25 protein-coding genes are annotated in these 19,630 nt (G+C 65.8%); 7 read left to right on the top strand and 18 right to left on the bottom strand.

Translation table 11 applies throughout. The features are described from left to right. Positions 1 to 2 precede the first annotated feature (2 nt). From OCUBac02_RS04690 to OCUBac02_RS04620, 16 genes are all read right to left on the bottom strand, one after another. Positions 3 to 245: a hypothetical protein gene (locus tag OCUBac02_RS04690; RefSeq protein WP_173043759.1), complete on the bottom strand. Its 243-nt coding sequence runs from the start codon at positions 243 to 245 to the stop codon at positions 3 to 5. Continuing rightward, positions 242 to 1,840 (bottom strand): phage portal protein, encoded by a 1,599-nt coding sequence (locus tag OCUBac02_RS04685; protein WP_173043757.1) that lies wholly within the window; start codon positions 1,838 to 1,840, stop codon positions 242 to 244. The genes OCUBac02_RS04690 and OCUBac02_RS04685 overlap by 4 nt, the downstream gene beginning before the upstream one ends. After that, complete coding sequence (locus tag OCUBac02_RS04680) at positions 1,837 to 3,936, bottom strand: terminase gpA endonuclease subunit (protein ID WP_173043755.1); 2,100 nt, start codon at positions 3,934 to 3,936, stop codon at positions 1,837 to 1,839. Before OCUBac02_RS04680 ends, OCUBac02_RS04685 begins: the two co-directional genes overlap by 4 nt. Then, complete coding sequence (locus OCUBac02_RS04675) at positions 3,933 to 4,559, bottom strand: hypothetical protein (RefSeq protein ID WP_197933314.1); 627 nt, start codon at positions 4,557 to 4,559, stop codon at positions 3,933 to 3,935. Before OCUBac02_RS04675 ends, OCUBac02_RS04680 begins: the two co-directional genes overlap by 4 nt. Positions 4,560 to 4,742: 183 nt before the next feature. Next, the gene (locus OCUBac02_RS04670; RefSeq protein ID WP_173043753.1) at positions 4,743 to 5,327 is read right to left on the bottom strand and encodes a hypothetical protein; all 585 of its coding nucleotides are present in this window, start codon (positions 5,325 to 5,327) and stop codon (positions 4,743 to 4,745) included. A gap of 101 nt (positions 5,328 to 5,428) precedes the next feature. Then, positions 5,429 to 6,226 (bottom strand): hypothetical protein, encoded by a 798-nt coding sequence (locus tag OCUBac02_RS04665; RefSeq protein WP_173043751.1) that lies wholly within the window; start codon positions 6,224 to 6,226, stop codon positions 5,429 to 5,431. A 328-nt stretch (positions 6,227 to 6,554) separates the two neighbouring features. Next, on the bottom strand, positions 6,555 to 8,291 hold the full coding sequence (locus tag OCUBac02_RS04660) for a DNA primase family protein (RefSeq protein ID WP_173043749.1): 1,737 nt from the start codon (positions 8,289 to 8,291) through the stop codon (positions 6,555 to 6,557). Then, positions 8,288 to 9,346, bottom strand: coding sequence for a bifunctional DNA primase/polymerase (locus tag OCUBac02_RS04655; protein ID WP_173043747.1), 1,059 nt, complete (start codon positions 9,344 to 9,346; stop codon positions 8,288 to 8,290). Before OCUBac02_RS04655 ends, OCUBac02_RS04660 begins: the two co-directional genes overlap by 4 nt. Before the next feature lie 216 nt (positions 9,347 to 9,562). Next, positions 9,563 to 11,611, bottom strand: a complete 2,049-nt coding sequence (locus OCUBac02_RS04650; protein WP_173043745.1) for a DNA cytosine methyltransferase — start codon at positions 11,609 to 11,611, stop codon at positions 9,563 to 9,565. Positions 11,612 to 11,616: 5 nt separating this feature from the next. Next, complete coding sequence (locus tag OCUBac02_RS04645) at positions 11,617 to 14,319, bottom strand: DNA methyltransferase (protein WP_173043743.1); 2,703 nt, start codon at positions 14,317 to 14,319, stop codon at positions 11,617 to 11,619. Then, positions 14,316 to 14,558, bottom strand: a complete 243-nt coding sequence (locus OCUBac02_RS04640) for a hypothetical protein (RefSeq protein WP_173043741.1) — start codon at positions 14,556 to 14,558, stop codon at positions 14,316 to 14,318. The genes OCUBac02_RS04645 and OCUBac02_RS04640 overlap by 4 nt, the downstream gene beginning before the upstream one ends. Further along, the gene (locus OCUBac02_RS04635) at positions 14,527 to 14,766 is read right to left on the bottom strand and encodes a hypothetical protein (protein WP_173043739.1); all 240 of its coding nucleotides are present in this window, start codon (positions 14,764 to 14,766) and stop codon (positions 14,527 to 14,529) included. Before OCUBac02_RS04635 ends, OCUBac02_RS04640 begins: the two co-directional genes overlap by 32 nt. Next, complete coding sequence (locus OCUBac02_RS04630; protein WP_173043737.1) at positions 14,766 to 15,002, bottom strand: hypothetical protein; 237 nt, start codon at positions 15,000 to 15,002, stop codon at positions 14,766 to 14,768. The genes OCUBac02_RS04635 and OCUBac02_RS04630 overlap by 1 nt, the downstream gene beginning before the upstream one ends. 3 nt (positions 15,003 to 15,005) lie before the next feature. Further along, positions 15,006 to 15,506 (bottom strand): hypothetical protein, encoded by a 501-nt coding sequence (locus OCUBac02_RS04625; protein WP_173043735.1) that lies wholly within the window; start codon positions 15,504 to 15,506, stop codon positions 15,006 to 15,008. Positions 15,507 to 15,572: 66 nt separating this feature from the next. Beyond that, the gene (locus OCUBac02_RS27455; protein WP_280528845.1) at positions 15,573 to 15,695 is read right to left on the bottom strand and encodes a hypothetical protein; all 123 of its coding nucleotides are present in this window, start codon (positions 15,693 to 15,695) and stop codon (positions 15,573 to 15,575) included. Beyond that, positions 15,692 to 15,991 (bottom strand): hypothetical protein, encoded by a 300-nt coding sequence (locus OCUBac02_RS04620; RefSeq protein ID WP_173043733.1) that lies wholly within the window; start codon positions 15,989 to 15,991, stop codon positions 15,692 to 15,694. Before OCUBac02_RS04620 ends, OCUBac02_RS27455 begins: the two co-directional genes overlap by 4 nt. Between OCUBac02_RS04620 and OCUBac02_RS04615 the strand changes: the two genes are divergently transcribed. Further along, positions 15,975 to 16,742 carry a LexA family transcriptional regulator gene (locus OCUBac02_RS04615; RefSeq protein ID WP_173043731.1) on the top strand — a complete coding sequence of 256 codons (768 nt, stop codon included), beginning with the start codon at positions 15,975 to 15,977 and terminating at the stop codon, positions 16,740 to 16,742. The genes OCUBac02_RS04620 and OCUBac02_RS04615 overlap by 17 nt on opposite strands. Here the strand turns inward: OCUBac02_RS04615 and OCUBac02_RS04610 are convergent. Then, a complete protein-coding gene (locus OCUBac02_RS04610; RefSeq protein WP_173043729.1) occupies positions 16,739 to 17,104 on the bottom strand; it encodes a DUF3572 domain-containing protein in 366 nt (121 codons plus the stop codon). The genes OCUBac02_RS04615 and OCUBac02_RS04610 overlap by 4 nt on opposite strands. A gap of 5 nt (positions 17,105 to 17,109) precedes the next feature. After that, on the bottom strand, positions 17,110 to 17,328 hold the full coding sequence (locus tag OCUBac02_RS04605) for a hypothetical protein (RefSeq protein WP_173043727.1): 219 nt from the start codon (positions 17,326 to 17,328) through the stop codon (positions 17,110 to 17,112). A gap of 185 nt (positions 17,329 to 17,513) precedes the next feature. On the opposite strand from OCUBac02_RS04605, the gene OCUBac02_RS04600 reads away from it, so the two are divergent. The 6 genes from OCUBac02_RS04600 to OCUBac02_RS04580 all read left to right on the top strand — a co-directional run bounded on the left by OCUBac02_RS04600 (position 17,514) and on the right by OCUBac02_RS04580 (position 19,604). Then, positions 17,514 to 17,867 (top strand): hypothetical protein, encoded by a 354-nt coding sequence (locus OCUBac02_RS04600; RefSeq protein ID WP_173043725.1) that lies wholly within the window; start codon positions 17,514 to 17,516, stop codon positions 17,865 to 17,867. Positions 17,868 to 17,940: 73 nt separating this feature from the next. Continuing rightward, entirely contained in the window at positions 17,941 to 18,177 is a 237-nt protein-coding gene (locus OCUBac02_RS04595; protein ID WP_173043723.1) for a hypothetical protein, read from the top strand. Beyond that, entirely contained in the window at positions 18,174 to 18,305 is a 132-nt protein-coding gene (locus OCUBac02_RS27450) for a hypothetical protein (protein WP_280528844.1), read from the top strand. The genes OCUBac02_RS04595 and OCUBac02_RS27450 overlap by 4 nt, the downstream gene beginning before the upstream one ends. Further along, the gene (locus tag OCUBac02_RS04590) at positions 18,299 to 18,559 is read left to right on the top strand and encodes a hypothetical protein (protein WP_173043721.1); all 261 of its coding nucleotides are present in this window, start codon (positions 18,299 to 18,301) and stop codon (positions 18,557 to 18,559) included. The genes OCUBac02_RS27450 and OCUBac02_RS04590 overlap by 7 nt, the downstream gene beginning before the upstream one ends. Then, the gene (locus tag OCUBac02_RS04585; RefSeq protein WP_173043719.1) at positions 18,556 to 19,260 is read left to right on the top strand and encodes a hypothetical protein; all 705 of its coding nucleotides are present in this window, start codon (positions 18,556 to 18,558) and stop codon (positions 19,258 to 19,260) included. Before OCUBac02_RS04590 ends, OCUBac02_RS04585 begins: the two co-directional genes overlap by 4 nt. Before the next feature lie 5 nt (positions 19,261 to 19,265). Next, the gene (locus OCUBac02_RS04580; RefSeq protein ID WP_173043717.1) at positions 19,266 to 19,604 is read left to right on the top strand and encodes a hypothetical protein; all 339 of its coding nucleotides are present in this window, start codon (positions 19,266 to 19,268) and stop codon (positions 19,602 to 19,604) included. The last annotated feature ends 26 nt before the right edge of the window (positions 19,605 to 19,630 follow it).

Genomic DNA, 19,630 nt, shown 5'->3' with positions numbered 1-19,630 from the left:
CCTCAATAGGGGCGGAAGCCCGCCCGTTTTGCGAAGCGGCGCCGCGCCGGAGCGCGGCCCTCTTGGAGATCGCAAGCGGTTTCGAGCCGCGTGATCTCGCGGTCGAGCGCCGCAAGGTCAGCCCGGTGGTACCGGACCTCCTCGACGTCGAAGCGGATCTGGCTCTCGCTGCGGCCGGTGATTATGAGCGTGCGCAGCTCGCGAAGCCTCGCAGCCTCCGCGCACGGATCGACGGGCTGGCTCATGCAGCAGTGACCTCGCCTGGCCGAGCGGCAGCAGACTGGCCGCCGCCGCGCACACGTTCGAAGGGATCGGGCAGATCTGCCGCTATCAGCGCTTTGCGCTCTTCGGAGCGCTTGGCGATGACGTCGTTAGAATCGAGCCCGAGCTCGCCGCACTCGAACTCGAGCGTGGTCGTGCCGTTCTGCAGGCGCTCGCTGGCAGCACGAGCCGACTTCTCGTCGTCGGCCGTCGGCTTGGCCGGCCCCTGCCATTCCGCCCAGCAGATCGCGTCGCGATGTCGCTGGAACGCGGCATAGCCTCCGCGAAGCGGAATGCGGCCGGTCGCGATCTCCTCGTCGAGCCAACTCTCGTAGCCCGACTGCGCCAGAGGGGCGGCGATGCGCTCGCGACGGCGCAGGTTGAGCGGCCAGATCGAGGCTGTGCCCATGCGCGTGCTTGAATAGGTCGCACCGGTATAGTCGAGCGAATAGCTCTCCGCCGTGATGCCGAGGCTACGCGCCATCTCTCGCCGGAGATCGGCAGAGAATGGCAGATAGACACCACCCGGGGTCGAAGCCGTGTGCAGTTCCAGCTTCTCACCGGGAGCGAGGTGGCTGACCTGCCCCGTCCCGTCGAGCGCGATCCGGCTCTTCTTGGCCTGATCGAGAGCGTTCTCGAAATACCCGATGAAGTCAGCTTTTAGGCCCTTTTCATCGTCGTCGAGGGCCTCGATTGCGCTGAACGCCTCGTTGCTCGGCTCCGGCGAAGTTAGCGTCGCGGCGAATACCGTCTGCAGGATCGCCGTCGCGAGCGTCACGTCCTGCAGCTGCTCGCTATGCGCATGGGTGCGCATTGCAGCAGCGATCGGCGAGATGCCGCGGACATCGCTGCCATCCCATGGGTCGAAGCAATGGACGATCAGCTGCCGACCCTGCGCATCACGAACACGATGATCTCGCTTCACGTTGATGCCGGCATCGCGATGTTGAAGACGATAGGACAGAGGCCGACCGTTCTCATCATGGCGAACGCCTTGGAAGAGACCTTCGACCTCGTTCGTGTCGGATACCAGGCGGGTCGGCGTGACGAGGAGCAGCTTGGTGCCCGTGCCGATGCCATAGCGCCGCCGCTCGGCACGGCCCATGAACTCGATAAGGCCGATCGCCTCGCCATAGGCGACATGGTGCCGGAGGGCGATATCGAGCAGCTGCGGCAGGACGAACTTGCCGCGGAAATCGACCTCGGCAGGGTTCCAGGCGTAGCGGCGCCACCGAGACTCGGCCATGCGGGCGAAGGCATTCGTCTCCTCCGCGCTATAGCCCAGCGCCGAGAGATCCGGCTTCGCGCGCAGCTTCAGTTCGTTGCCGACCGTGTCGGCGATGATCTGATCGACGGCGCCCTTCAGCCGGCCCGAATTCTGGATGAAATCGACGGCGAGCGCGGCGATACGATGCCATGCCCGCCGGGTTTCATCCCGGCTCTCGACCAGCGAGGCCTGGCGCATCGAGAGCACACCCGAGGAACCGTCCCGCAGCCAGCGGGCCGTCGCACGCTCGCGCGCCGGGGCGGATGACGCCGGGGCGCTCCCCGCTTTGACCCTGACGCGCGGCTTGTTCATGTGCGATTGGCCCATTTCTGCTTGCGCGCCTCCCGCTCGGTTGCGGGCAAGCGCGTGCGTTTCAGTGCGAGCGGGCCGGTATCGGCCGCGCCGAAGAGATCGACCTCGTCCGGATCGCCGCCATGCAGCTCGAGGATAAGATCGTTCCAGCGGTCGGCGTTTAGCCGGCGCTTGTGCTCAAGGTGCCAGGCCAGCGCGAAGGCATAGACCGTTGCGTCGAACCAGTCGTTCTTGCGATTGACCAGCTTGCGCCACTCCCGGCCGGCGCGCGGCGAGACGAGGCGCTTCTTCTTGGCATTGCCCCCAACCGGCTCGTCGGGATCGACCAGACGCTCCGCTGTCAGCTCCTGGGCGAACTCCGCATCGCAGAGATCGGCCGTCAGATGCAGCGTGTTACGCGGCCAGACGCCGGAGGCGTCCGGGCCTTGCAGTAGGTTGGCGAGCCCGGCGACGACTTCCGTCTTCACGTCATAGAGGCCAACCGGATAGAGCATTACCTTCGCGACGACGCGTTTGTGCGCGTCCTTGATGTCGCGCTTAACCGGCGTTCCGAGCCAGGGGCGACCTTGCTCATGGCGGCCGTCAAGCGCGAAGCAGTTCGGCCGCCCGGAGCAGAAGCGGTAGACCCGATCGGTGGCGAAGCCGGAATCGACCCCCGATAGGTCGATGCCCTTCATCCTACCTGACGGCGTTGGATATTGCCGGCCGAGAGCATCGGCGAGCGCGATCCACGGCTCGTCGCTCTGATCCGGAGCACCCTCGAAGATCTGTCGATCGACAAGCCAGCGCTGCCCCCGCGGGCCGACCGCGTACACGGTCCATTTGATGCCATAGCCCTGAACGTCGGCCGCCGAGACCAGCAGCGCAGTGCCGAGCGGAACGCTGCCGCGCGGATAGGTCGAGAGCTGAACCGCTTCCGTCAGCTTCTCCCATTCGACCGCGACGCCGCCGGGGTCGTAGGGAACGGCAAGATCCTGCTGGCAATAGACGCGCATCTTGGTCGCGTCGCCTTCAGCCTCCTCGCCGCGCTTCCAGATCGCGCCGAACTTCTCGCGCGGCGCATAGGCCGCCCAGAGGTGATAGCTCGGCTGCCACTCCCGGCAGCGGCCCTCGCACGGATCACACCGCCAGCGCGGCATATCCTCCGCCCGGATCGCGGTCGGGACGGGATCCTCTCCCTCCCGAACGCGGGTGGCGATCCACTCGCCACTGGAGAGCATCTCGGCCTTGTGGCCATCGACGATCGGACCATCGCAGGACTGGCAACGCAGATGCGCCGGCAGCCGCTGTTCTTCGTCCGGCCCCCGCATCATCTCGGGCGTGAGTACCTGGCGAACGCGGCAGTGCGGGCACGGCACATAGAAATAGCGCCGGTCGCCGTCTTCGAAGTCCTCGGAGATGGCGCAATCGCCGGCAATGCCCGGGGTCGAGCCCTGCCATTCCTTGGCAAGGTCGCCATACATCTTCTGCCGAGCACGAGCTTGGTCACGCGGCGAGCCGCGGCCATCGACATCGGCCAGGTATCCCGTCACCTCGTCCATGGCGAGGTACTTGATCGAGACCATCTGCAGGCCCTTGGAGGAGCCTGCGTTGACGATCTGGCAGAAGCCGCCCGGGAAGCGCTTGAAGGCCGTGGTCGACCCCTGCTCGTCGCGGCTCGAAACCGGCGCCACCCGATGCTTGATCCGCTTGGTGGCGTCGATCGTCGGCTGCAGCTTCACCCGGTTGAACTTCGTCGCCTCCTCGAGGGTCGGCAGAACGATCATCATCGAGCCAGGCGACTGGTCGACGATGTAGCAGAACCAGTTCTCGATCGCGGTCGATTTGCCGAGCTGCGCCGCCCAGCGCGCTGTCACGCGACGGGCGGGATGATCGGGATGCAGACAATCCTGCGGCTCGCGCAGGTACGGAACGCGCTCGGTCTTGAACTCTCCCGGCCAGGGAGACCCGGACTCTGGTGACACGATGCGATGACGATCTGCCCATTCCGAGATGCTCAGATTGTCGACGGGCTTGCTCGCCGCCGCGAGGCCAGCGAACAGCACGGCCTCGCCGTCCAGCAAGGACGGGAAGGCCGACCGGAGATCCTCGGTCACGGCTCGCCGACAGCACTCGGCTCGGCGATCTCTTCCTCGGCGATCAAGCCCGCCTTCGGCCGCTTCATCGCATCGATCCGCTTCATGATCTCGCGGTTAAAGATGTCCGTACCGACGCGGGCGAACGACTTGAGCGCCACGCGAACCATGCGTTCATCCCAGCCATACTTAAGCGACAGGCTGGCCGCCTCGCCCTCGTAGGCGCGGTCGAAAGCGGCCTGCATCAGGGCGATGGCATCCCGGCCGGCTCGATCGACCTCGGACACAAGCGTCGTTTTCGACAGACGCTCAGCGAGATCCATCTCGCGGATTGCAGCATCGGCCTGAGCCTTGCGGGCCGCGCCATCCGACTGCGATCCGGCGAAGCGGGTCGCGGCCGGAGCAGCAAGTCGCCCAGGGGCGGCGGGGCGAACCTCCGCCGGCATCGCCCGGATGCGAATATTCTCGGAGCGATGCGCCGCCAGCGCTTCGAACTCGACGAGATTGGCCTTGCCGTCCGGCCGCTTCGGAAGCGCTTCCGCGTGCTGCTTCAAATATCGGGACAAGGTCGACCGGTCGACCCGGTCACCGGAGCCGGTCAGCCGAGCAGCTGCCTCCGTGATCGAGATCCAGTCGCCATCCATCGTGCATGTCCCGTGCTGCACGCGTGCATGAACGTGCATCGCGTGTACCGGTTGCGGACCGGCCTACTGCTCAAAAGCCGGGGGCATTCTCCCCGTCCGCAGGGGCAGAGGTAGAATACGGTCCCTTGACCAGGGGGGTGTGGCGGCGGCGCCACAGGGGTGGCCCGGCGCCATCCGGCCCCGTCAGGTCACCACCCCGCGGGTGATGACGCGGATCTCGTGCTCGACCCGAGCCCCAAGCCCTTCGGTCGCAGCTTCGAACGCAGCCTTCGACCTACCCTTCAACAATTGCTCGGGCAGGATGACACCGGACTGCGCCATGGTGAAAGGACGGCCCCACACCGACGTGCCGGTGTCCGGCTCGAAGACGTTGCCGTTCATCCCAAGCGCAACGCGGTTCGGGAACAGTCCGCCTTTGATAAAATGATGGGCGAAGATGCGCCGCTGGTTGAGCGGGGCGGCGGAGACACCCCGCCTCGTTTCCCTCGCCTTGAAATACTTCAGCGCGATGTCGCCACCACGAACGCGCTTGAAGAACTCCAGCGTGGCCGGCGTCGCCTTCATCGGGTTCGCGAGAGCCTTGCGCGTCACACGCACCGGCAAGCCGGTCTGCTGCGCCAGCGCTCGGCCCGTCTGCGTGATGGCAGTGGAGCCGGTCCGGTTGATGGCGCGAGCATAGGCCTTGCGCGCCCTGCCCTCACCGATGGCCGCCATGGCTTCCGCCAGCGAACGGACACCGGATCCCTGGAGAGAAACGACGATGCTCATCGCGCCACCCTCCCGAAAAGCGAAACGCCGCCCGGATGAACCAAGCGGCGTTTTCGAACCTGATAATGCATGACCAAGCTACGTCAACAGGCTGCCGCACGTCAAGCGGTCAGCGGAACGATTTCTTCCTCCCATGGCCGAGCAGGCGCCGCGGGCGGCAGCACCCGATGCGCAGTCAGCGTCCCCGGCTCGGACAGCACCTCCGCGAGATAGGCCAGAGAAGCGTGCCAGACCTCGTATTCAGCACGATCTATCGCCGCCTGCGCCGGATCAGGCTCCAGCACGGTCTTGCGATAGGCGCCGGCATAGGGCCGGCCGGAGCGCTTGTTATAGCCATCGACCTCGATCCAGTGGACCTTGCCGCGGATCGTCTGCGACACCTTGCGGAACCATGCCGGCTTACCCTGGACCGTGACGAAGCGCGCCTTCGGCGCCTCGGCTTCCCAGTGCGGAGCACCGCCGAGGATCGCGTGGCGACGCAGCAGCTCGGCAGGTTTTCCGCGCAGGCGCCAGATGCCGGCATCGTTCTGAGATGCAAGGCGAGGCATGGCGCGGCGCAGCGCCTCGTCCTGCTCCTCCTCCGAAAGTTCGAGGCCTGCCAGCGGCGCCCAGCCCTCGGGAACATCGAGATCGAGCGAGGCAAGCTCACCAACGGCGCGATGCACCGCGAAGGCGTCCTCGTGCGGCTCCCGCCCGTACCAGGCAAGGACGGGCACCACGCCATAGCTGTTCACCCGGCCATCGCTGACAGTCTCGCAGAGCAAAACGCCTTGCTGCGCGACAGCGTCCCAGCTGCTGCCCATCACGGCCGTCCCGATCTCCACGGTTGCCGTTTCCGCTTTCGGCAGCTCCTCGCAATAAGCCCACCGCAACAGAGCCTCGATCGTGATCGTCTTCATGGCCGCAGCCTCGAAACAGCGTGAAATGGAGAGTTGTGGACGGTTGATGGATAGTTCTGAGCAACTATCCATAGGAAATAGCTGATATAAATCAGCATCTTGATCATGATGATGGACAGTCTGGAGGGTTTCAGCGGCCTAGACACATATGAAAATGCCTCGCCCCCCGAACCTCTTTGGCATTGCCTATACGCGCGCATAACCCTCCAGACTGTCCACGGCGCATGCCATGTCATTGAAGCGAAAGCGAAAATCGAGATGGAGAGTTGCCGCTGACTGTTCATGGACCGTCCACAACCCTCCACGAAAATGGACGGTTGCAGGGTCATCACCGGTCGGAACCGGCGTCATCGGGGTTGCGGGGCACCGCCGATCGAGGTGGGATATCATGCAACTCGATGCCGAGATAGATGATGCCTGCCGCGTCGTCCTTTTTCTGGAAGCGCTGCCCCATCACGCGGCCGAAGGCCGTCATCGTCTTCGGCTTGCGATTGTTCGCGTCGGACCAGGCCGCATAGCACTCATAGGCGTGCTTCGCCCGCACCGGCTCGGCGTCGTCCTTCGCCCGTACGCATTTCTCGATGAACACCGAGATCGGGTCCATCTCGTCGCGATAATCCTTGGTGGCGTCGACCATCGCGGCGGGAAGCTTGAGCCCCTCCCGGTCATACGCCTCCATGCCTTCGATCAGCCAGTTGAGGATGCCGGGGCCTTCCTCGCAGAGCTCGCAGACGATCTCCTCGAAGTCGCGCCGCTTTTCCTCCGGCACCGTTACCTTCCACGGCACCACGGCCATGCGCCGCCAGATGCCGTTGTCCGAGCCAAGAATGGTTGGATAGCCGTTGCCGGACATGTGTGCCTTGAACTGCGGCTGGAAGGCGAAATACCCTTTGAACAGCGAGCGCACGTCCATCTTCTCGCCGCCTGTCAGCCGCTTCACCAGCGCCTCCCGCAGCGGCTCGCCCTGCGGCAACTCGGTGATCCGAAGGAAGCGGACGCCCGGCAGGCGCGCCAGATCGGGCGAGGCCGAGCCGGCGGCTCCCTGCTGCTGGCCGGTGATCGATTCTGCCGGCAAGCCTTCTCCAAGCGCGCCGAAAATGCGGGCCAGCACCTCGAGGAACACCGATTTGCCGTTGGCGCCGAGGCCGTAATGAAACGCCATCAGCTGGATCGGCAGACCGGTCAGGCCGAGCCCTGAATATTTCTGCACGGCCCAGGCGACGCCGGGAACGAGCGCCTCCGGCAGCATCTCGGCAACGAAGGCACGCCATTTCTCCGCCTTCGCCTTCGGATCGTAATTGACCGGCATCATGCGGGTGACACGATCCTCGCGCCGCCAGCCTTCGGGCGTGAAGACGTGGCGGCCACGGAAGCGCGGCTCCTCGCTCTGCCAGGCGTCCGGAGCCGGTGGCGTATCGTCGACCTCGCGGATGAAGCGCAGCGTGCCGTTCGCGACGTATGACAGCCGCTGGTCGGCGTTCCACTCGTCCGTCTTGACGGCGCAGTGTGGCGCCGCGCAGCTCAGCATGGCGGCCAGCCGCGCCGAGTTTTTTGACGTGACGCCGAAGGCGCGCCGCTTTGCCTGGCGCTTCTCCAGCGCGGCGTTGGCGGCATCCTTGGCTTTGACGTTCTCCTCGGTCGGATTGTCCAGCGCCTTGCGGATCGCGGCATTTTCCTGCGGCGTGTGACGCAGGAACTCGGCCTCGAGGCCGATCAGGCCGCCGATGGATTGAGCCTTGGCCAGCGCCTGGAATGCCCCATCCTGCGCGTCCCAGTATCGTTCGCTCCACACGGCCCACGTCGCCTTTTCGGAACCGACCTCCAACATCCGCGCGAGGTCCTGGCCGCGATGGCGCAACAGGCGCTTGCCATTGTCCGTGTCGGAATGGTCCAGCGTCGCGCACCACTCCACATCCGCTAGCGAGGCGTCGAGCGGCATGTCGGACGGGCCGTCGCCATCCTCAATTTCCTCCGGCGCCGGCGGGGTTGCGGGGCGTTCGGCCTGCTGCATCAGCGCGCGAAGACGCTCGGCCGAGCGGTTGTCGTCTTCTCCCGGCCCCGTCATGCCGCCCTCCCCGGGCCGAGTTCTGCTGGCGAGAAAGCCGGCACGGGCGCATCGAGCCCGTTACTGATGGTGTGCTTGATCTTTGGCTCGGTCGGCGGCACCCCAGCCGGCAAATTGGCGAAAAGCATGCTTTCCGCCTCGGCGCGGCCGAGGAACCCGCCGCGCACGATCCGGCCGAGCCAGACCGCGGCGTCATAGACACCGCGATTGCGACTGCCCGGCGCCGCCGTACGCGCCATGTCAAGCGCTCGGCCGATGGCCGCATCGACAGCGGCCTTGACGCGTCGATCCGCAATCTCGGTGCTGCTTCCGCGCCGCTGCTGCGACCTCGCCGCCGCCCGCCGCGACTGTCGCTCAGCCTCGGTCAGGAATTCGCCGGTGATGACGCCGCGAAGGCGTCGGGGCAACGGCGGCAGGATCTCGCCGCGCGGGATCGCCCAGGAATAGGCCTTGCCGTCGACCATGACCGAGGGCGGGGCGATGACATAGCCGCCCTCGCCGCGCACATCGATATGCGCCAGTTCGGGGCCTACCTCTCCAGCCTTCAGGAAACGGCGGAAGACGTCTGTCGGGCTGCCGATCGTCGGCTTGAAGATGCCGCCGACACGCTGGAGGTTGCGCTCCATCTCGGCGAATTCCGCCTCGGTCGGCCAGGCGAAATAGAGATGCAGCCCGCCCGATTGCGTGAAGGCGAAGGCCGGCTCGACGATTTCTCCCGTCTCGGGATCCTCATAGCGCAGCCGGCCGCAGAACCTCGTCAGCGCGGCGAGCATCGCCTCGACGGGAACATCTTTCGGATCGAGGTCGATGACGACGCATTGCGTCCGCAGCCCGGTCGGAAAGCCGATCAGTGCGCGCGGCCAACGCCGCCACCAGCCGCGGATAACACCAGGGTCGGCCGAGGCGAGCCAGTGCCCGCCGTCCTTCTCCCCCGGCGCGCTTGCCTTGGGTAGGTGCGGCGCCTTGGAAAAAGGATCCGGCTTCTGCGCGGGGTTCGCGGGGAAAACTGGCCAGCCGCGTAAAGCGAGATCCAGCGCGTGATCGAGCACAGTCATTCGGGCCGCCAATGGCTGGGGCCGAGCCCGTTCTTATCGCACCAGGTGAAAGAGCCGTCGGGAGCTTCCCAGATGCCGGGTTCAGTCGACACCATCGGGTTCGATGCGGCAGCGTTCCATCGCATTAGGAAGCTGCCGACGTCCTCGTGCATGACCCAAACGAGGCTGCCGTCGCGCGGAACGCTGACGATGTCGCGGTAATCATTCGCCATCGGACTATTCCGCCGCGATGAGGAATTCTTGCTGGCGAGCCGCCGCCGGCAGCCCGGGCCAGGTCGGAACCGGGGCGCGTCGGCGATGCCTCACATCCGGCATCAGCAGCGCCTCGACGCAGTTCGCATGGGCGAGGGCTTCGGCGGGAGGCGGCGAGACGCTGTTGCCGATCTTGTGGCGCTGCGCCGTCTCAGTCAGGCGACCGGCGGCGGTGATGTCATAGGAATCGGGCATGCCCTGCGCCCGCGCCAGTTCGCGCGGCACCAGCATGCGCATGCCGATGTCCCAGACGATGAAGTCGCCGATGGTGACAAATTCGCCGGGTCCATCCCAAACGCCATGATCGCGTAGGAAGGCAGCGACCATACGGGCACGTTCCGCCATCTCGGGCGAGAGCGGCGGCAGGGCGATATAGCCCTCAACATGGGCGAAGCGATCGCGCGTGGTCACTGTGGCGAGCGGAACGTCGCTGGGCCGCTCGTTCTCGCCGAGGCTGTAATAGCCACTAACGAAAGGCGTGATCAGCCCATGCGTGGCCTGTCGCGTGGCAGTCGAGAGCGGCTCGTCAGGAGAACGCGCGTCGGAGCGGCCGCGCATCTCGCTGAGATAGGGAGTGACGACGGCATGATGGTTGCCGCTGGCCAAGATCGTCTTCAGCGGCTTTTCCGGATCGCCTTCACCGCCGGCGGTATTCGAGCTGTAGTGATGCGAGAGATATGCCAACTTGCCCATCACCGGCGCCTGAGTGCAGGCCTTTCCGACGATCGTCGACATCGGCTTTTCGGGATCGTGCCCGATCATGTCGGTGTTGTGCTGCGCCAGATAGCAGGCGGCGAGGCTGCCGCCGTTTCCCTTGGGCACCACGACGGGCGCCGGCACCTCGACGCTACGCGAGCGCGGCTCCTGCCCCGGTCGCTCGCCATAGCGCGGGACCAGGAAGCCGGTCACCACCTGGTTCTGATCCTTGGCGTTGGCGCAGATCGTATGGTGCGGCCCATCAGCCGGGCGGTTTCCGCCGCCCTGCTGGGCGTAAGACAGGAAGGGCGTCACGACAACCGTGCCCGCCTTCGTGGTATTGGTGTGATAGGGCTTATCGACCGGCCGCTCGCCGGATTGCCCCATGCGTCCACCGACGCCGGCGAGATAGGGCACCGTTACGGCGAAGCGGTTTTCCGTCGTGACAGTCCGCAATGGCTCGGCTGTCTCGTTGCTGCGGTTCAGGCCGCCAGCGCCCTCCCCGTAATACGAGACGACGAACGGTTCCGGTCGATCGAGAACGTGGCGCTTGAAGCCGCGCGCGATGCGAGCCATCGTCTTGTCGGCAAGCGGTCGCACCACCTGGATCTTCTTCGCCTTCGCTTCAGCGCGGGTCAGGAAAATCGAGGGGCACGGCAAGGACCAGTCGATGATCTCGGCCGCGGTGCGATAGGGCTTCAGTTCTCCGGCAAGGACGCGCGGATCGGTCGGCTTCGCATGCGTCGGCTTCGGCCACAGAATCGGCTTGCGATCGCGACGCGCGACCAGGAAGAGGCGCTTGCGGATCGTCGGGGCGCCATAGTCGCAGGCGCGCAGCTCTCGCCATTCCACGGCATAGCCGAGGCGCTCCAGGTGCCGCACCCAGCGGGCGAACTCGGCCCCCTTGTGATAGGGGCAGGGCTTGCCGTCCTCGCCGAGCGGCCCCCACTGCGCGAATTCCTCGACATTCTCCAGCAGGATGATCTGCGGCGCGACGGTTTCGGCCCAGACGAGCACGACGTCAGCGAGACCGCGCACGGACTTCGAGACTGGCGCGCCGCCCTTGGCCTTCGAATGGTGCCGGCAGTCCGGCGAGGCCCAGAGCACGAAGACGGGCTGGCCCTTCGTCACGGCATAGGGATCGACCTTCCAGATATTCTCCTTCAGGTGCACGGTCTGCGGATGGTTTGCCGCGTGCATCAGCAGAGCATCGTCATCGTGGTTGATAGCGAAGTCCGGCGAGCGGCCGAGCGACCATTCCAGCCCGAGCGAGGCCCCGCCGCCGCCGGCGAAGCTGTCGATGATCAGTCCGCCCATGAAGGTCACTCCGCCGCTTCGAGCGCCGGAGCGTCAGATCGCTCGGCGTCCATGAGGTCGAACAGGGAGGGGATCGCGACGCGCTCCTCCGCGGCGGCGCAGTGGAAGGCGCCGTCCATGAAATAGCCGGGGTTGAGCTCGACGCCGACGCCGAAGCGGCCTTGCAGGATCGCGCGATAGGGCACCGTCATCAGCCCGCCGAACGGGTCGAAGACGGTCTCTCCCGGCATCGACATCTGCGCGATGACGCGGTCGACGATGTCGAACTGCAGCGGGCAGAGATGCATCTCCTTGCCCTTGGCCTGCTGCACGCCGTTCAGCGTGCGCATCCGCGTCACATCGCTCCAGACAGCCTGGTCCGGCGAATGCGGCGGCAGCAGCATGAAGGTCGGCGGAAGGCGCCCGCGCGTCTCCAGCGCCTCGGCGATGGCGACGTGGTACTCGAAATCGTAGACGCTGGAGAGGTTGAACCGCTTCCACATCTTGTAGATCGTTGAGGCCGGGACGTTGTGCAGGTCCTCGGCCTTGAGCGCACGATCCCCGGCCGAGCGCAGATAGCCATGCGCGTCGATCTGCCAGCGGGCGCGGCTGTAGCCGTCGGGATTGATCCAGGTCTTGGAGGCGTCCGCGAGGTCGACCTCGTCCTCCTCCGAAAAGTCATCCGGAACAGCCTCGCCGTCTTGCCCGAACCATTTCTTCGATTTCACCACCCGCAGATCGGCATAGGAGACCGAGCGATCGGTCTGCGGCTTGCGGAAGATCAGCAGATATTCCGGCAGGCCGGCGCCCATCTTCGAGCCGTCCTTGCACTGTTCCGACCAGCCCAGCCGATAGGTCTGGTTGTTCTCGCGCACCACGTCGGTGGTGATCGTCTTCATGCCGAGGAAGGCGAAGCCGTGCCGGCGGAAGTGCTGGATCGCGTCGCAATGGAAGGTCGAGACGGTCTGGAAGCCCAGCCCGGTGAGGCCGCCCGGAATGATCCGGTCCTTGACGTGGATGACGCAGTTGCGACCGGGCTGGAGCGCGCGCAGCAGCGAGGGCGTCAGGAAGTCCATCTGCGCCCAGAAATGCGGGTCGCTGTCGGTATGGCCGAAGTCGTTATAGCTCGGCGTGTACTCGTACTGCGTCGAGAACGGAATCGACGTGACGATCAGCCCGACCGAGTTTTCCGCCAGGGCCGCGCTTTCCAGCACCGTGTCGTTGTTGACGATGCGGTGGTTGGCGCCGCGGATCTCGACGCGCTCGACGCCGATCGAGCGGGAGAGCGAGGTGGCGAGCGCCTGCTCGTTCAATCCGTATTCGCGGATGATCTGGCTCATCTGATCGACCATGTGCTTGTGCTGCTCCCACTTGGTCAGAAGCGTGCGCAGCACCGCCTGCTCGCCTTCGGACGCGATGATGTGGATTTCGACCGGCCGCTCCTGCTGGAAGCGCTGGATGCGGTGAATGGCCTGGATGAAATCGTTGAACTTGAAGCCGATGCCGAGGAACACGGCCCGGTGGCAGTGCCTCTGGAAGTTGCAACCGGAGCCGGCAATGACGGGCTTGGCGGCGAGATACTGGAAAGCGCCATCGGAGAAGCCGATGATCGTCTGCTCGCGCTGGTCGAGGTCCTGGGTTCCGTAGACCGAGAGCACGCCCGGCACGGCGGCCTCAATCGCCCGCCGCTCGTCCTCCAGGTCATGCCAGATCAGGAAGCGTTCCGCCGGCGCCGCCGAGAGGATTTCGGAGAGCTTGGCGATGCGCCGCGGCAGGCTTGCCCGCTTCTCGCGGCTGGCGCCGACGACGCCGAGGGCGTCCTTCGCGATCAGGATGCCCTGGCCGTCACGCTCGGTCTCGCGGGTCGCGAGGTCGCTCGCAACGCTATGCTGATGGACCGTCAGCGGTGGCAGGTCATAGCCGGCATCGTCGCAGCCGAGATCGCTCGGCCGCTGCACGAACAGCGCCCAGCTCGATACCCACAGCCAGAACTCGCGCTCCTTGTGCGGATGGATGGTGAGGCTGTCCGCCTTTTCCGAGTTGCGCTTGAAGAACCGGGTCTTCGCCTCGCCGACATCCATCACCTCGAGGAATGCGGAATAGGCCAGCAGCTCGATGTATTCGTTCGGGCTCGGCGTCGCCGTCGCCACCAGCTTGAAGCGGATGCCGTCGAACAGGCGCATGAACTCGCGGAAGGTCTTCGAGCCGCCGAAGCCGCGTAGACACGAGGCCTCGTCGAGCGACGCGGCACCGAACGCGCGAGGGTCGAGCTTACCGTCGCGCACGGTCTCGTAATTGGTCAGGTAGATGCCGCGCTCGCCGGCCTCCGTCACGCTGCGGATGAAGCTGAGCGAGGGCACGCGGTCGGGGCGGCCCTTGATCCAGAGCGCGTGCGCCGCCTTCGTCTCGGCCGAGATCTTCTCGTGCTCCGCCGTCGCCAGCGTCCGGGCATCGCGCATGAACTCCTGCCGCACCCCAAGCGGGATCACGATCAGCGCGCTTTCGCCCAGCTTCTCGACAAGAAGCCGGCAGAACTCGATTTGCATGAAGGTCTTGCCGAGCCCGAAGGCGGCGAACAGACCGGCTCGGCCGAGGCGCAGCGCCCAACGCACCATGATGCGCTGATGCGGCAGCAGGATCGGGTTGATCTCGTGATCGGCGACCTCGATGCCGCCAGCGACGGCGATGCAGGCCTTGGCTTTGAGGAAGGCGAGATAAGCTTCGCTCATGCCGGCACCGTCTGGTTCGGACGGCGCGGATCGGCGGAGGCAAAGTCCCCCTGAAGCAGCACGCGCAGGCGCTTCGCCGCCTGGGTCAGCGCCTCGGCGCGACGGCGCGAGGCATCAAGGCAAGAGACCGCGACGGCGCCGAGCTCGGGCTCAAAGCGCGTCGTCTCCAGCACATGAATGCCGGCAGCTTCTTGCTGCGCCGCGCCTTCAAGCTCCGCGATGATGGCGGCGAGATGCATCAACTTCTCCCTTCGCGAAAAGCGCCTGCTCGGCGGCGGACCAGAGGGCGGCAGGCGCCAATCGCCCCTCGACGATCGCCTGCGCAGTCGAGCGCTTGATCCGCAGGACGCTGGCGATGACGGATGCCGGAAAGCCCAGGCGGGCCACGCCGCGAGCTGCGGCCTTGCGGTGGCGCCCGACGCGCTCGATGCGGAAGGGGCGCTTCATCAGACGACGCCGAGGCTGACCGGATTGTCCGGATGGGCGTGGAAAAGGTCGGCGAGGGCGTGCATGCCCTGCCGCACATGGGGCGGCAGCACGCGCTTCTCCGCAGCACGCCGCAGCAAGGTCTCGGCTCGGTCATGCCGGCCGCGGCTGCGCAGACGATGCGCCTGCTCGGTGATGGCCGCGAGCAGGCCGCGAAGTTCCGGCGATACGGGCTGCAGGTCTCCGATCGGCAGCATCGCTCAGACCCCGGCCTTGAGCGCGAGAAGCTTGGCGATCTCCGCCATGTCCTGCTGATGCTTGAGGATCTTGGAAAGCAGCTCTTTCGCTTCGCCCGGCGTGATCTTGTCGTCTTCCATCGCCTCGGCGGCCTTGGCGACGAAGCGAGCATGACTGCCGGTCGAGCGCAGCACGCCGGCCATCAGGTCCGTCACCTGCGTGCCGTCGCGATCCTCGACGGGCCGAACCTCGTGGCCGGTCAGCGACGCCAGCATGCGCGAGACGATCGGTTTGCCGATGCGGCTCTCTAGCTGAAACACGACATCGAGCGGCGGCAGGTCGCGATAATTGTCGCCGCACCACCGGCTGATCGCGCCGCGAGAGAAGCCCGTCATGCGCTCGACACGCTCGGGACCGGTCTCGCCAGGGGCGGCGCAGGCGAGCACGAGCGCCCTGACCGCAGTTTTCATCATGGTGACGAGGCCGTCGGAGTGGCCTTCTTCGGGCAAAGCGGGAGCGCTCACGAAAAATGCTCCTATGCATTTTCGTAGGGAAAACGGGAGAGATGAGGGACAGTCCGACGGGTCAGGTCACGGCGGAGGAACACCATGGACGAGCAGGAAGAACAGGCGCGGCGAGCACGGCAGGACGCGGCGAAGAGCCGCCTGCGGCACGCGCTGCTGAACCTGTCGAATGCGATGAAGGGCCGTCATGGAGAGACGCCCTCGGACGTAACGAGGAAATCTGCGGCAGAGAGAGCGACGCCCAAGCGTTCGGCCGCCGCCAGAAGCTTCACATGATGCGATTGGGGCACGCGGCCGCCGGTGCCGCCCGCTGATTTCGGGCGCTTCCAGTTGCTGACGCGAACGCGGTGGACGCCGACGATCTCGGCGACCCGAGCGACGCCACCCAGGCGATCGATAATGGAGGAGGCAGGTTCCATGATCTGCAATGTACCGATAAACGATACAATTGCAAGCGCGGATGTACCGATGGCAGATCGCGACATCGCGACGCTGGGAATCTATCGTCCCGACATGCTGAAGGATCGCCTGAAGGACTGGCTTGTCGCCTCGCTTGAGCTCCGCAAGATGAGCCAGGCAGAGCTCGCGCGCAGGCTGACCGAAGCGCTCTCGCGCTCGATCCCACGCTCAGCCGTCAACAAGATGGTCCTCGGCAGCCGCGAGATCAGCGGCCAGGAAATGCTCGCCATCGCGGACATCCTCGACGTGCCGTCCCCGCTCCCGGGACCAGCGAACGACGAGCCCGAACTCACGCGCACGAAGGAAGGCCTGACAGCGATCGCCAACGCCGGCATCGTCGAGGCGGGCGCCTTTCGCGCCGCGCCGGACTTCACCGATATCGAGGAGGATCCGACCTTCGACCTGCCCGACCCCAAGTTCCCCTGGGCGCGGCAGGTCTCATTCACTGTCGCCGGCGACAGCATGAACAAGCTGCAGCCGCGACCGATCCTTCCTGGCGACAAGGTCATTTGCGTCGACTTCGGCGACCTGAATGGTCGAGTGCCGCTGCGCGATGGCATGACGGTCGTGGTCGAACGCACCAGGGACGGCGGGCATCTGCGCGAATGGTCGATCAAGCAGCTTGAGTTGTATGAAGACCGGATGGAGTTCCATCCGCGATCCAGCAATCCGAAGCACAAGCCCATCATCGTCCCGGTCGACTACCAGGCCGATGACGGCGAAACCTTCCAGATCCTGGCACTCGTCAGGCGGATTTCGAACGAAATCCCGCTCTAGGAGAAGCCGCGCCGCGGCAGGATCTTCGGCACCAGGTTCTCCGCGCTTCCGTGCTTGATGCGATATGGCGATGCGAGAACATCCCGCGCCTCGCAGACCTCGCGCGGCGAAGCCTTGCTAACGGCACAAAATGGCATCAGGAGCCACTCTTCGTCTGACATGACATGCTCGAGCACACCGAGCAGGAAGTCGCGCGAACCGGCAGCCTGACGGATCCGGTCCGCCCTGATACCCGTCCGATCGATGAACCCACCGATCCTGTCGATATCGGCGCTGATCCAGCCGAGCGCTGTGATGGCGAGCCGCTCAGCAGCGTCGACCTGGCCGGCGGAAACGACACGAACCACTACCCTCTCAGTCATCGACGCTACTCCACACGATTGATGCCAATGATGGTCCCGATCGCGCTCTCGCAGATCTCGCAGGTGAACACCTGACGCTGCAGGAAGGCGCTATCGACCAGCTCTTCGACGTCGCAAGGCGCATCGTCGACATCCGGAACATCGAGCCTCACGCTGCTCGGGCGGCGGCAGTTCTCGCATTTCAGGAAAATCTTGAAGCTTGCTGCCAGGCTCATTGCGGTCATGACGATCCTCTCCTCGGACCGCGACAATCTGACTCACGAATGAGAACAGAGCAAGAACGATTTGTTAGTATCTGATTCGGTTCCGGAGACATCGCAATTTGTTCTGTCCCGATTTTAAATCCGAACCCTGTTGACAGTGTAGCGTTTATCGGTACGATGCCGCCATTCAACCGATGGAGGCAACCATGCATTCGCCGACGGTCGACCACCGCACCCCGACCCATGACGGGTTCATCTGGCCCCAGCCCCGCAACCGCATGGTCGATGCCGGCGCGGTGCGCCAGCGCATGGCCGAGGATATCAGCCGCCTGGTCAAGGACCGGGGCGAAGATGCCGTCATCGATACGGACGATCTGATCCGGCTCGGCTGGCGTCCTGAACATGTCCGCGCCTATGCGGCTGCTGCCTTTTCCACCCTGCCGAGCTCGAAGCGGCCCCGCAGGCGCGGTCGCGCGGTCAGCCCTCGCGAGATGGCCGCTTCCATCGCCTGTCTCGCCGTCCCCATCGCGCTGATCGCGCGCCAGATGCTGGGCCTCTGACCATGGCCGGCGTCTGGCTCCTCGCAACCTATCTGGCGGTATCCGCCCTCAGCCGAACCGAAAGGAGGCGCGGATGATCCCGACCGTCGCACATCTCCGCAACGACGCAGAAGCGGCCGTAAAGGGCGCCGCTTGGCTCGCACGCCGGGCCGAGCTGCTGCTCGCCAACATCCGCGATGGCCGCAACGTGACGGTAGGGGCGGACGCTCTCGCCGCCGCGGTCGAGGCCAAGCAGCTCAGCCGAGCATTCGAGGAGCTCGCCACCGAGGCAGGCATCGGATGCGTCGCCATCGCGGAGGCGCTGAAATGAAGGCCGAAGCTGCGCCGCATCTCGGCATGATCCTGCTGGTCTGGCTGATCATGCTCGGCTTGATCACTCTTGCCTGCGCGCCCGTGATCTACGCGCTGGCGGCGATCTGGAGCGCCTCGCCATGGTGAGCATCTCCCCCGTCATCCTCGCGAATGATCCGCTCCCGGCAGAGACGATCCACGAGGCAGACACGCTCTGCCACCGTGCCGGCGACATGCTGATGCGGGCCAGCGCCCTGTCGGGTGCCATGCGCCGCAACATGCCGCTCGACGGCCTGGAAGCCACCATCATGCAGATCGCGGACGAGGCGCGCTGCACCCTAGAAGCAACGGTTCGGCTCGGCGAAACCCTTGCCAGGCTCAAGGCGAGGGCCGCGCGATGATCTGGTCCCAGACTGCCTCCGGCCGCCCCCTCGACCTGCTGGCTCCCATCCCGCCGGATGGCCTCGACCTGCGGCGCGACATCGCGACGCCGTTGGGCATGACCGGCCGCTACGCGAACCAGATGCCGAGCGGCATCATCTATCCGGTCGCGCAGCACTGCTGCATCGGCGCCGATACGATCTACGCTGCGAGCCATGATCCGGCGGCAGCGCTCGCCTTCCTGTTGCATGACGGCCACGAAGCCATCATCGGCGACTGGGCTACGCCGATCATGGTGGCCATGCAGGCAGCCGCTGATCGGCTCGCGCCGGGATCGGGCGTCTCAATCAAGGCGATCAAGCGTGAGCTCTGCGCGCCGATCGACGCTTGGCTGCATCGGCTCGCGGGGCTGCCTTGGCCGTTGCCGGTGGAGATCGCCCGTACGGTCGCGCTGACCGATGTTCGGCTGATGCTGGCGGAGCGCGACCACCTCCTCGCTCGGCCGCCCCGGCCGTGGGGCGTCGAAAGCTACGGGACGCTGAAGCTCAAGCATCGCATCGTCCCGCTCTCCCCGGCACGCGCCACCGAGCAATGGCTCACCCGCTTCGACCGCTGGAGCGAGGCCGTTCTCGCCCGCCCCGCGCCGAAGCCGAAGTCCGACCTGCCCCCGAGCACGCGCCGCGCCGGCGGGCGGCTCCCTCGCCAGCCTATGGAGGCCTGAGCCAAATGAAGAAGATCCGCGACGCGCAGACCATTGTCGGCGTGCTGGAAGGTGGCGAGTTCGCCGCCGATCTCGGCAACGCCATCACGGACTCTCTGGCCAAGCTCAAGGAGATGGCCGGCAACCGCCCGAAGGCCAAGGTCAAGGGCAAGGTCAAGGTCGCGTTCCACCTCACCGTCGAGCAGGGCACCGTCACGATCGAAACGGACATCGTGCCCGAGCTGCCGAAGAAGCCGCGCGGCTCGTCCTTCTACTGGGTCACCGACGACGGCTCTCTCTCGCCCGAGCATCCCCAGCAGACCGACATGTTCGCCGGCCCGCGCGGCGTTTCCGCCAGCGCCTGATCCCCTCCCGCAAGCAAAGGAAAGCC

This window comes from Bosea sp. ANAM02 (assembly GCF_011764485.1).
Taxonomy (GTDB): Bacteria; Pseudomonadota; Alphaproteobacteria; order Rhizobiales; family Beijerinckiaceae; genus Allobosea.
This window is presented reverse-complemented; position numbering and strand designations above follow the sequence as displayed.

Excerpts from the sequence above, each read along its gene's own strand:
- OCUBac02_RS04690 (WP_173043759.1), bottom strand. The coding sequence starts at position 245 with ATGAGCCAGCCCGTCGATCCGTGCGCGGAGGCTGCGAGGCTTCGCGAG.
- OCUBac02_RS04685 (WP_173043757.1), bottom strand. The coding sequence starts at position 1,840 with ATGAACAAGCCGCGCGTCAGGGTCAAAGCGGGGAGCGCCCCGGCGTCA.
- OCUBac02_RS04675 (WP_197933314.1), bottom strand. The coding sequence starts at position 4,559 with ATGGATGGCGACTGGATCTCGATCACGGAGGCAGCTGCTCGGCTGACC.
- OCUBac02_RS04670 (WP_173043753.1), bottom strand. The coding sequence starts at position 5,327 with ATGAGCATCGTCGTTTCTCTCCAGGGATCCGGTGTCCGTTCGCTGGCG.
- OCUBac02_RS04665 (WP_173043751.1), bottom strand. The coding sequence starts at position 6,226 with ATGAAGACGATCACGATCGAGGCTCTGTTGCGGTGGGCTTATTGCGAG.
- OCUBac02_RS04660 (WP_173043749.1), bottom strand. The coding sequence starts at position 8,291 with ATGACGGGGCCGGGAGAAGACGACAACCGCTCGGCCGAGCGTCTTCGC.
- OCUBac02_RS04655 (WP_173043747.1), bottom strand. The coding sequence starts at position 9,346 with ATGACTGTGCTCGATCACGCGCTGGATCTCGCTTTACGCGGCTGGCCA.
- OCUBac02_RS04650 (WP_173043745.1), bottom strand. The coding sequence starts at position 11,611 with ATGGGCGGACTGATCATCGACAGCTTCGCCGGCGGCGGCGGGGCCTCG.
- OCUBac02_RS04645 (WP_173043743.1), bottom strand. The coding sequence starts at position 14,319 with ATGAGCGAAGCTTATCTCGCCTTCCTCAAAGCCAAGGCCTGCATCGCC.
- OCUBac02_RS04640 (WP_173043741.1), bottom strand. The coding sequence starts at position 14,558 with ATGCATCTCGCCGCCATCATCGCGGAGCTTGAAGGCGCGGCGCAGCAA.
- OCUBac02_RS04635 (WP_173043739.1), bottom strand. The coding sequence starts at position 14,766 with ATGAAGCGCCCCTTCCGCATCGAGCGCGTCGGGCGCCACCGCAAGGCC.
- OCUBac02_RS04630 (WP_173043737.1), bottom strand. The coding sequence starts at position 15,002 with ATGCTGCCGATCGGAGACCTGCAGCCCGTATCGCCGGAACTTCGCGGC.
- OCUBac02_RS27455 (WP_280528845.1), bottom strand. The coding sequence starts at position 15,695 with ATGACGGCCCTTCATCGCATTCGACAGGTTCAGCAGCGCGTGCCGCAG.
- OCUBac02_RS04615 (WP_173043731.1), top strand. The coding sequence starts at position 15,975 with ATGGCAGATCGCGACATCGCGACGCTGGGAATCTATCGTCCCGACATG.
- OCUBac02_RS04620 (WP_173043733.1), bottom strand. The coding sequence starts at position 15,991 with ATGTCGCGATCTGCCATCGGTACATCCGCGCTTGCAATTGTATCGTTT.
- OCUBac02_RS04610 (WP_173043729.1), bottom strand. The coding sequence starts at position 17,104 with ATGACTGAGAGGGTAGTGGTTCGTGTCGTTTCCGCCGGCCAGGTCGAC.
- OCUBac02_RS04605 (WP_173043727.1), bottom strand. The coding sequence starts at position 17,328 with ATGACCGCAATGAGCCTGGCAGCAAGCTTCAAGATTTTCCTGAAATGC.
- OCUBac02_RS04600 (WP_173043725.1), top strand. The coding sequence starts at position 17,514 with ATGCATTCGCCGACGGTCGACCACCGCACCCCGACCCATGACGGGTTC.
- OCUBac02_RS04595 (WP_173043723.1), top strand. The coding sequence starts at position 17,941 with ATGATCCCGACCGTCGCACATCTCCGCAACGACGCAGAAGCGGCCGTA.
- OCUBac02_RS27450 (WP_280528844.1), top strand. The coding sequence starts at position 18,174 with ATGAAGGCCGAAGCTGCGCCGCATCTCGGCATGATCCTGCTGGTCTGG.
- OCUBac02_RS04590 (WP_173043721.1), top strand. The coding sequence starts at position 18,299 with ATGGTGAGCATCTCCCCCGTCATCCTCGCGAATGATCCGCTCCCGGCA.
- OCUBac02_RS04585 (WP_173043719.1), top strand. The coding sequence starts at position 18,556 with ATGATCTGGTCCCAGACTGCCTCCGGCCGCCCCCTCGACCTGCTGGCT.
- OCUBac02_RS04580 (WP_173043717.1), top strand. The coding sequence starts at position 19,266 with ATGAAGAAGATCCGCGACGCGCAGACCATTGTCGGCGTGCTGGAAGGT.